The sequence below is a fragment of the Mycobacterium sp. 1245801.1 genome (assembly GCF_001673055.1).
Classification (GTDB): domain Bacteria; phylum Actinomycetota; class Actinomycetes; order Mycobacteriales; family Mycobacteriaceae; genus Mycobacterium; species Mycobacterium europaeum_A.
In genome coordinates this window covers 31,888-40,360 of the sequence record NZ_LZKY01000006.1, presented here as the reverse complement: position 1 = coordinate 40,360, position 8,473 = coordinate 31,888, and the positions used below count along the sequence as shown (strand labels likewise).

General features: G+C 66.5%; 2 protein-coding genes. Both read left to right on the top strand.

Annotated features, from left to right (window positions below):
• The first annotated feature begins 114 nt into the window (after positions 1 to 114).
• Positions 115 to 1,623, top strand: coding sequence for an MFS transporter (locus tag A5622_RS00345; protein ID WP_066875943.1), 1,509 nt, complete (start codon positions 115 to 117; stop codon positions 1,621 to 1,623).
• 472 nt (positions 1,624 to 2,095) lie between these two features.
• Positions 2,096 to 8,464 (top strand): type I polyketide synthase, encoded by a 6,369-nt coding sequence (gene pks2 / locus A5622_RS00340; protein WP_066875942.1) that lies wholly within the window; start codon positions 2,096 to 2,098, stop codon positions 8,462 to 8,464.
• Positions 8,465 to 8,473: the final 9 nt, after the last annotated feature.

Here is an 8,473-nt window from a genome sequence, read left to right as displayed (position 1 = left end):
AAAGTCGAGAAGGGTCGGTGTGGTCGCGTTGTGGTGAGTGATACCCAGACGCAGGGATTCGCTCTTCGAACCCGCATTTGGCGCTATGGCGACGCGGCGAAATAGCGGTTCATAATGTCCGTCGAACCGACCACATTGCACCATAGGAAGCGGCGCATTCCGGCTTTGTTGCGGTCCCGCCGGTTCGTCGCCGTAGTTGTCGCGATCGGCGGCATACAGCTGATGGTGTCGATGGACGGCCCCGTCGCGATCTTTGCGCTTCCCAGGATCCAGAACGAGCTCGGCTTATCGGATGCCGCGCGGAGTTGGGTGATCACCGCCTACATGCTGACCTTTGGCGGTTTGATGCTGCTGGGCGGCCGCCTGGGTGACGCTATCGGCCGCAAACGTGCTTTCATCGTCGGGGTCGCGCTGTTCACTTTCGCCTCGATGCTGTGCGGCGTCGCCTGGGACGGGGGCGTGCTGATATCGGCACGGCTGCTGCACGGCGGGGCCGCCGCAATCACCACACCGACGATTCTGGCGCTAATAGCGACCACGTTCCCGACGGGACCGGAACGTAACTTTGCGACGGCGGTGTTCGGCGCCACGTCTGGTCTCGGTGGGGTGCTGGGCCTGGTGGTGGGCGGGGCACTGACCGACATGTCCTGGCGCCTGGCGTTTTTGGTGAACGTGCCGATCGGTCTGGCCGTGATTTACCTCGCCGTCAACACGTTGCAGGAGACCCAGAAGGAGCGGATGAAGCTCGACAGCGCGGGGGCTGTGCTGGCCACCTTCACCTGTACCGCCGCAGTGTTTGGCCTATCGATCGGCCCGGAGAAGGGGTGGCTGTCGGCCGTCACGCTCGGTTCGGGCGTGACGGCTCTGGCCGCTTTCGTGGCGTTCCTCGTCGTCGAGCGCAGGGCCGAGAACCCCCTCGTGCCGTTCAGCCTGTTCCGCGACCGCAACCGGCTGGCCACATTCGCATCCATGTTCCTTGCCGGTGGGATATTTTTCACCCTGACTGTGGTGGTCGGCCTGTATGTGCAGACCATCATGGGCTACAGCCCGCTGCGCGCCGGCATCGCCTTCGTCCCGTTCGGCATCGCGATGGCCATCGGGGTGGCCGTGGCGTCGAAGCTGGTGACGTGGTTCCCGCCCCGGGTGGTGGTAATCGCCAGCGGCGGCCTGATTCTGGGCGCGGCGCTGTACGGTTCGACCTTCAACCGGGGCACGCCGTACTTCCCGAATCTTGTGTTGCCGCTCATCGTTGGCGCTATCGGTATCGGGGCGGTCTTCGTCTCGCTCACGCTATCGGTGATCGCCTCCGTCGATTCGGACCGGATCGGGCCCACGTCGGCGATTTCGATGATGCTGCAGACCTTGGGTGGACCGCTGGTGCTGGTCGTCATCCAGGTCGCCATCACGTCGCGCACGCTGCACCTCGGCGGCACCCTCCGGCCGGTGAAGTTCATGAACGCCGCCCAGTTGCATGCGCTGGACCGCGGCTACACCTACGGCCTGTTGTGGTTGGCCGGAGTGGTCGTGCTACTGGGTGGGGTGGCGCTGCTAATCGGGTACACCGCCGCGCAGGTAGCCCGCGCGCAGGAAGTCAAGGAAGCCATCGACGCCGGGGAGCTTTAGCTAGTCGTCGTCGGCTACGTCTACTGGACGCCGAGCGGCACGGTCGCGGTACAGTTCTCTCCGGCGGCCCGCCGCGTAATACCCAACTCCCGTAGGTCGACGAAAAGTGCTGTCGCGGAATCTAATCCGTGCCAAAAGACTCATTTTCGGTAGCGTTATTTATTGCCGGTACCGGAGCCACCACTCTGTCGCCTTGCGTTCACCACTCTATGTGGGGGTCCTGACTACGCTACCGACTTGATAAGCCTGACAACGGGATTGAAAGCCACGACGCTCGGGGCATGCACTTCGTCGAGGCCCTTTCCGGGCCCAGCCCTAGCGCGCACGGTCGGTTGCAGCGAGTGCACCGACCCATTCGGCTCATGCCAAAGCGAAATCATGGAGGACCGGTGAGTATCACCCCGTTCTACTACACAACCGACGGCACCCTCGCGACTGACAAGCCACTCGGTCGCTGCCGCAAGGAGGCGAAATGACTGCCCAACTGATCGACGACGCCATGCAGCGCTCGCCTTCGACCGATTACTCCGCCCCTATGGCCACGACGCCTGTCACTCCTGTTGCGGTGATCGGCATGGCGTGTCGGCTTCCCGGCGGCATCGACTCGCCGGATCAGTTGTGGGAAGCGTTGTTACGCGGCGATGACCTGGTCACCGAAATACCGCCCGACCGCTGGGACGCCGACGAGTACTACGACCCGGAACCCGGTGTGCCGGGCCGGTCGGTATCGCGGTGGGGCGCCTTCATCGACGACGTCGCCGGTTTCGATTCCGAGTTCTTCGGGATCAACGAGCGAGAAGCGACCGCGATGGATCCGCAACACCGGTTGCTGCTGGAGACCTCGTGGGAGGCCATGGAACACGCCGGTCTCACGAGGGAGCGCATCGCTGACTCACTGACCGGTGTGTTCCTGGGGTTGACGCATGGCGACTACCAATTGCTGGCCGCCGACGCGCACTCCGTGGAGGGGGCATATGGCTTCTCCGGCAACAGCTTCAGCCTGGCGTCCGGGCGCATCGCCTACGCCTTGGGGGTCCACGGTCCCGCATTGACGGTGGACACGGCGTGTTCTTCCGGCCTGACGGCGATACACCTGGCCTGCCGCAGCCTGCACGAGCGTGAAACCGACCTCGCGCTGGCCGGCGGGGCCACGCTGGCGTTGGATCCGCGGAAATTCTCCGCCGGGTCGGCCGAGGGCATGCTGTCGCCGACCGGATGCTGCCACGCCTTCGACGTCGCGGCGGACGGGTTCGTGGGCGGGGAGGGCAGCGTCATGGTGCTGCTCAAGCGGTTGACTGACGCGCAACGCGACGGGGACCGAATCCTGGCGGTGCTGCGCGGGACCGCTGCTAACCAGGACGGGCACACCGTGAACATCGCGACACCATCGGAGACCGCCCAGACAGCCGTGTATCAGGCGGCGTTAGCCGCCGCGGGTGTGGACGCCCGCACGGTCGGCATGGTCGAGGCGCACGGCCCCGGCACCCCGGTGGGTGACCCGATCGAATACGCCAGTCTGGCCAACGTCTATGGCGTCGACGGCCCCTGCGCGCTGGCGTCGGTGAAGACCAATTTCGGGCATACCCAAGCGGCCTCCGGAGCACTCGGGCTGCTAAAGGCCATCCTCGCCCTGCAACACGGTGTGGTTCCCCGGAATCTGCACTTCACCCGGCTACCCGATGATCTTGCCCGAATAGATACGAAGCTGTTTGTGCCGCAGGAAAATACACGGTGGGTCACGAACGGCCATCACCCGCGGCGGGCGGCGGTCTCGTCGTATGGGCTGTCGGGAACCAACGTGCACGCCATCGTGGAACAAGCACCTGAGCAGCTTCTCGAAGCCGCTGTGTCCGAGGGTGTCTCACCCGAGGCTTCGACGACGGCGTCTCTGCTGTTTCCACTGTCGTCCACCTCGGCCGACGAACTGCGCCGCACCGCCGGCCGGCTGGCCGATTGGGTGCGAGCACATGACGACCTGGCGCTGCCCGACCTTGCCTATACCCTGGCACGTCGGCGCGCGCACCGCCCGGTACGCACCGCCGCCATCGCCAGCAACCGGCGCGAACTCGTAGAGGCCCTGCGCGAGATTGCCGACGGCGACACTCCGTATCCGGCCGCGGTCGGACAGGACGACCGCGGACCGGTATGGGTGTTTTCCGGGCAGGGTTCGCAATGGGCGGCGATGGGCGCCGACCTGTTGGCGAACGAACCGGTGTTCGCCGCCACCGTCGCGCAAGCCGAGCCGCTGATCGCCCGGGAGTCCGGATTCTCGGTGACCAACGCGATCTCGACGCCGCAGACCGTGACCGGTCAAGACCGGGTCCAACCGACGCTGTTCACCATGCAGGTCGCCCTGGCCGCCACGATGAAGGCCTACGGGGTGCGCCCGGGGGCGGTCATCGGGCACTCTCTCGGTGAGGCCGCGGCAGCTGTCGCCGCGGGCGCGTTGTCGCTGGAAGACGGGGTGCGCGTGATCTGCCGGCGCTCGCGGCTGATGACTCGCGTCGCCGGTGCCGGTGCCACGGCTTCGGTGGAATTGCCTGCGCAGCAGGTGCTTTCGGAACTGACGGCACGCGGTATCAACGATGTCGTGGTGGCGGTCGTGGCCTCGCCGCAGTCCACGGTGATCGCCGGCGCCGCGCAAACGGTTCACGACCTGGTCGCGGCCTGGGAGCAGCGCGACGTGATGGCGCGCGAGGTTCCCACCGATGTCGCCTTCCATTCGCCTCAGGTCGATCCGATCATGGACGAATTGATCGACGTGCTCGCCGACATCAGCCCGATGACACCGCAAGTGCCCCTCTACTCGGCGACCCTGTTCGATCCGCGGGAGCAGCCGGTGTGCGATGCCCGCTATTGGGCGAACAACATGCGCCGTATGGTGCGGTTCGCCACGGCAGTGCAGGCAGCTCTCGAGGACGGCTACCGGGTCTTTGCCGAGCTGTCGCCACACCCGCTACTTGTCCGCGCCCTCGAGCAGACCGCCCGCAACCGCGAGATGCCCATGGCCGCTCTGGCCGGTATGCGCCGCGAACAGAAGCTTCCGCACGGCCTGCGTGGATTTGTGGCGGACCTGCACACCGCGGGCGCGGCGGTCGATTTCTCGGTGCTCTACCCGAGCGGGCGGCTGGTCGATGCGCCGCTGCCGACGTGGACGCACCGGCGGCTGTGGTTGAGCGGCGGGGGTCAGGAATCCCCGACACATGGTGGTTGCACCGTTGCAGTGCACCCCCTGCTGGGCTCGCATGTGCGCTTGGACGAGGAACCGGAACGCCACGTCTGGCAGGCCGAGGTCGGCACCGCCGCCCACCCCTGGCTCGCGGACCACCGGCTTCGGGACGTACCCATGCTGCCGGGAGCCGCTTACTGCGAGATGGCGCTGGCGGCGGCGCGTACCGTGCTGGGCGAGGCGGCTGAGGTTCGTGACATCCGCTTCGAGCAGGCGCTCCTGCTGGAGGAGCTGACCACGATCGGCGCCTCGGGATCGTTGTCCTCGCCGGGCGTTGTCGACTTCACCGTGGAGTCACATCAGGGCGCCGAAAAGGCGCGGCATGCTTCCGCCGTCCTCCACGTCGCGGAGGACGAGCAGCCACTTGCGCACGACATGTCCGCACTACTTGCGGCGCATCCGGGTTGTGACGACGGCGCAGAAGTGCGCAAGCGCATGGACGAGCGGGGCGTCCACTACGGTCCCGCGTTCGCCGGTCTCGGCGCCGTGCACACCGGCGGAGGGGCGACGGGCACCGTGCTGGCCGAGGTGGCGCTACCCCGCCAAATCCGCTCGCAGCAAGCGGCTTACGGCGTGCATCCCGCACTGCTGGATGCGTGTTTTCAGTCCGTGGAGGCTCATCCGGACGTTCAGGCCCTGGGCGAAGGCGCGCTCGGATTGGTATTGGGTATTCGCCTCCTGCGCGCCTACAGCGCTGCCCGCAACGTCCATTACTGCTACACACGGGTGACGAAAGCCGATACCTCCGGGGTCGAGGCCGACATCGACCTGCTCGACGAGCACGGCGCGGTCCTGGTCACCGTGCAGGGGCTGCGGGTGGGCACCAGCGCGTCGGGGAGCGGCAATGACGATCGGCTGCTGGCCGAGCGGCTGCTGACCATCGAATGGCGGCAACGAGAATTGCCCGAGCTGGACCACACCGACGCCGGAAGCTGGCTGCTGATCGGCACCAGCGCCACCGCCGACGTGGTGGCCAGCACATTGGCCGACGCGCTGAAGAACCATGGGGTGCAGTGCACCACCATGTCCTGGCCGCAGCAGGCCGACCACACCTCCAACTCCGACCAGCTTGGAAACCGTTTGCGTGCCGGTGAATTCACCGGTGTGGCGATCCTGACCGGACCGAAAAACGGCGACCCCGACGAGCGGAGTGCGCAGCTGGGCCGGGACTATGTGCAACATCTGGTGCGCATTGCCCGTGAGTTGGCGGATCTTCCGGGCGAACCGCCGCGCTTATATGTCGTGACCCGCAACGCCCAAACCGTGGTGTCCAACGACGTGCCCAACCTCGAGCAGGCCGGGCTGCGGGGCCTGGTGCGGGTGATCGGCATGGAGCACCCACACCTGGGCGCCAGCCAGATCGACGTCGACGAGACCACCGACGCCGACCAGCTGGCTCGCCAACTTCTCGGCGGGTTGGAGGAGGACGAGACCGCCTGGCGGAATGGCGCGTGGTACACCGCGCGATTGTGCCCCGCCCCACTGCTCCCCGAGGAGCGGCAAACCGCCGTCGCAGACCGCGAGCGGGACGGGATACGCCTGCAGATCCGTACGCCGGGTGATCTGGAGTCACTCGAACTCGTTGCCAGCGACCGTATTCCACCCGGACCAGGACAGATCGAGGTAGCGGTCAGCGCGTCCAGCATCAACTTTGCCGACGTGCTCGTTGCGTTCGGCCGTTACCCCGCCTTCGAGGGGCGGCTGCCGCAGCTGGGCACCGACTTCGCCGGCGTGGTGACCGCCGTCGGGCCGGACGTGACCGGCCACAAGGTGGGCGATCATGTTGGGGGACTTAGCGCCAATGGTTGTTGGGGTAACTTCCTCACCTGCGACGCGCGCCTGGCTGTCACGCTGCCGGTCGGCCTGACCGATCACCAGGCCGCGGCGGTGACCACCGCGCACGCCACCGCCTATTACGGCCTGCACGAGCTGGCCCGAATCAGTGCCGGTGATCGGGTGCTGATCCACTCCGCGACCGGTGGGGTCGGACAGGCGGCGATCGCCATCGCGCGGGCTGCAGACGCCGAGATCTTCGCCACAGCCGGCAGCGAGCAACGTCGACAATTATTGCGCGACATGGGAATTGAGCATGTTTACGATTCGCGGAGCGTAGAGTTCGCCGACCTGATACGCCGGGACACCGACGGTTATGGCGTGGATATCGTGCTCAACTCGGTCATCGGGCCCGCCCAGCGCGCGGGCGTCGAATTGCTCGCGTTCGGTGGGCGATTCGTCGAGATCGGCAAACGCGACATCTACGGCGATACCCGACTGGGGCTCTTCCCGTTCCGGCGCAACCTGACGTTCTACGCCCTCGACCTGGCGTTGATGTCGTTCAGTCATCCGGACCGGCTGCGTGACTTGCTGAACACGGTGTACCGGCTCACCGCGAACGGTGAGTTGCCGATGCCTGAAGCCAGACACTACGCGCTTGCCGATGCCGCCACGGCGATTCGGGTGATGAGCGGCGCGCAACACACCGGCAAACTCGTGCTCGATATCCCGCATACCGGCCGCAGCCGCGTGATGGTGCCGCCGGCGCAGGTCGAGGTCTTCCGCAGCGACGGCGCCTACATTGTCACCGGTGGACTGGGCGGCCTGGGGCTGTTTTTGGCCGACAAGATGGCTTCGCCTGGTTCGGAGGCCGGCTGCGGGCGTATCGTGTTGTCCTCGCGTTCACAGCCAAATCCCGAGGCGCGGGCGATGATCGAACGCATCCGCGGGACGGGTGCCGATGTCGTCGTCGAGTGCGGCGACATAGCCGAGGCTGGGACGGCTCAGCGGTTGGTGGCCGCGGCAACCGCCACCGGGCTTCCGGTGCGCGGTGTGCTGCATCTGGCGGCGGTGATCGAGGATGCCACGCTGACCAACATCACGGATGATCTCATCGAACATGACTGGGCACCAAAGGTTTATGGGGCGTGGAATCTGCACACCGCCACCGCTTCGCAGCCGTTGGACTGGTTCTGCTCGTTCTCCTCGGCCGCCGCGCTGGTGGGGTCACCCGGACAGGGTGCGTACGCCGCGGCAAACAGCTGGCTGGACGCCTTCACCCGCTGGCGGCGGGCTCGGGGTCTGCCCGCCACCGCGATCGCATGGGGCGCGTGGGGGCAGATTGGACGTGGCACCGCCTTGGCCGAAGGCGCCGACGCCGCGATCGCTCCCGACGAAGGCGCTTATGCGTTCGATGCGCTGCTGCGCCACGACCGTGCCTGCACGGGCTATGCCCCGTTGACGAACACACCGTGGTTGGCCGCTTTCGCCGAGCGCAGTCCGTTCGCCGAAGCTTTCCGCTCCGACGGACAAGGTTCAACGGGCACAAGCAAACTGCGTGCCGAGCTCAATGAGCTGGCCCCGGACGAATGGCCTACCCGGCTGCGGCGCCTGATCTCTGACCAGGTCAGCCTGATCCTGCGTCGCAACGTCGATCCCGACCGTCCGCTTTCCGAGTACGGGCTCGACTCGCTGGGTGGTCTCGAACTGCTTACCCGCATCCAGACCGAAACGGGCGTACGGGTGACGCCCGCCGACATCGCAAAGATTGGCACGATCCGCGGCTTGGCCGAATTGCTGCGCGACAAGCTGGTTCCCGCGGACGCCGCCTCAAGCTGAGAGGGTTTG

Excerpts from the sequence above, each read along its gene's own strand:
- pks2 (WP_066875942.1), top strand. The coding sequence starts at position 2,096 with ATGACTGCCCAACTGATCGACGACGCCATGCAGCGCTCGCCTTCGACC.
- A5622_RS00345 (WP_066875943.1), top strand. The coding sequence starts at position 115 with ATGTCCGTCGAACCGACCACATTGCACCATAGGAAGCGGCGCATTCCG.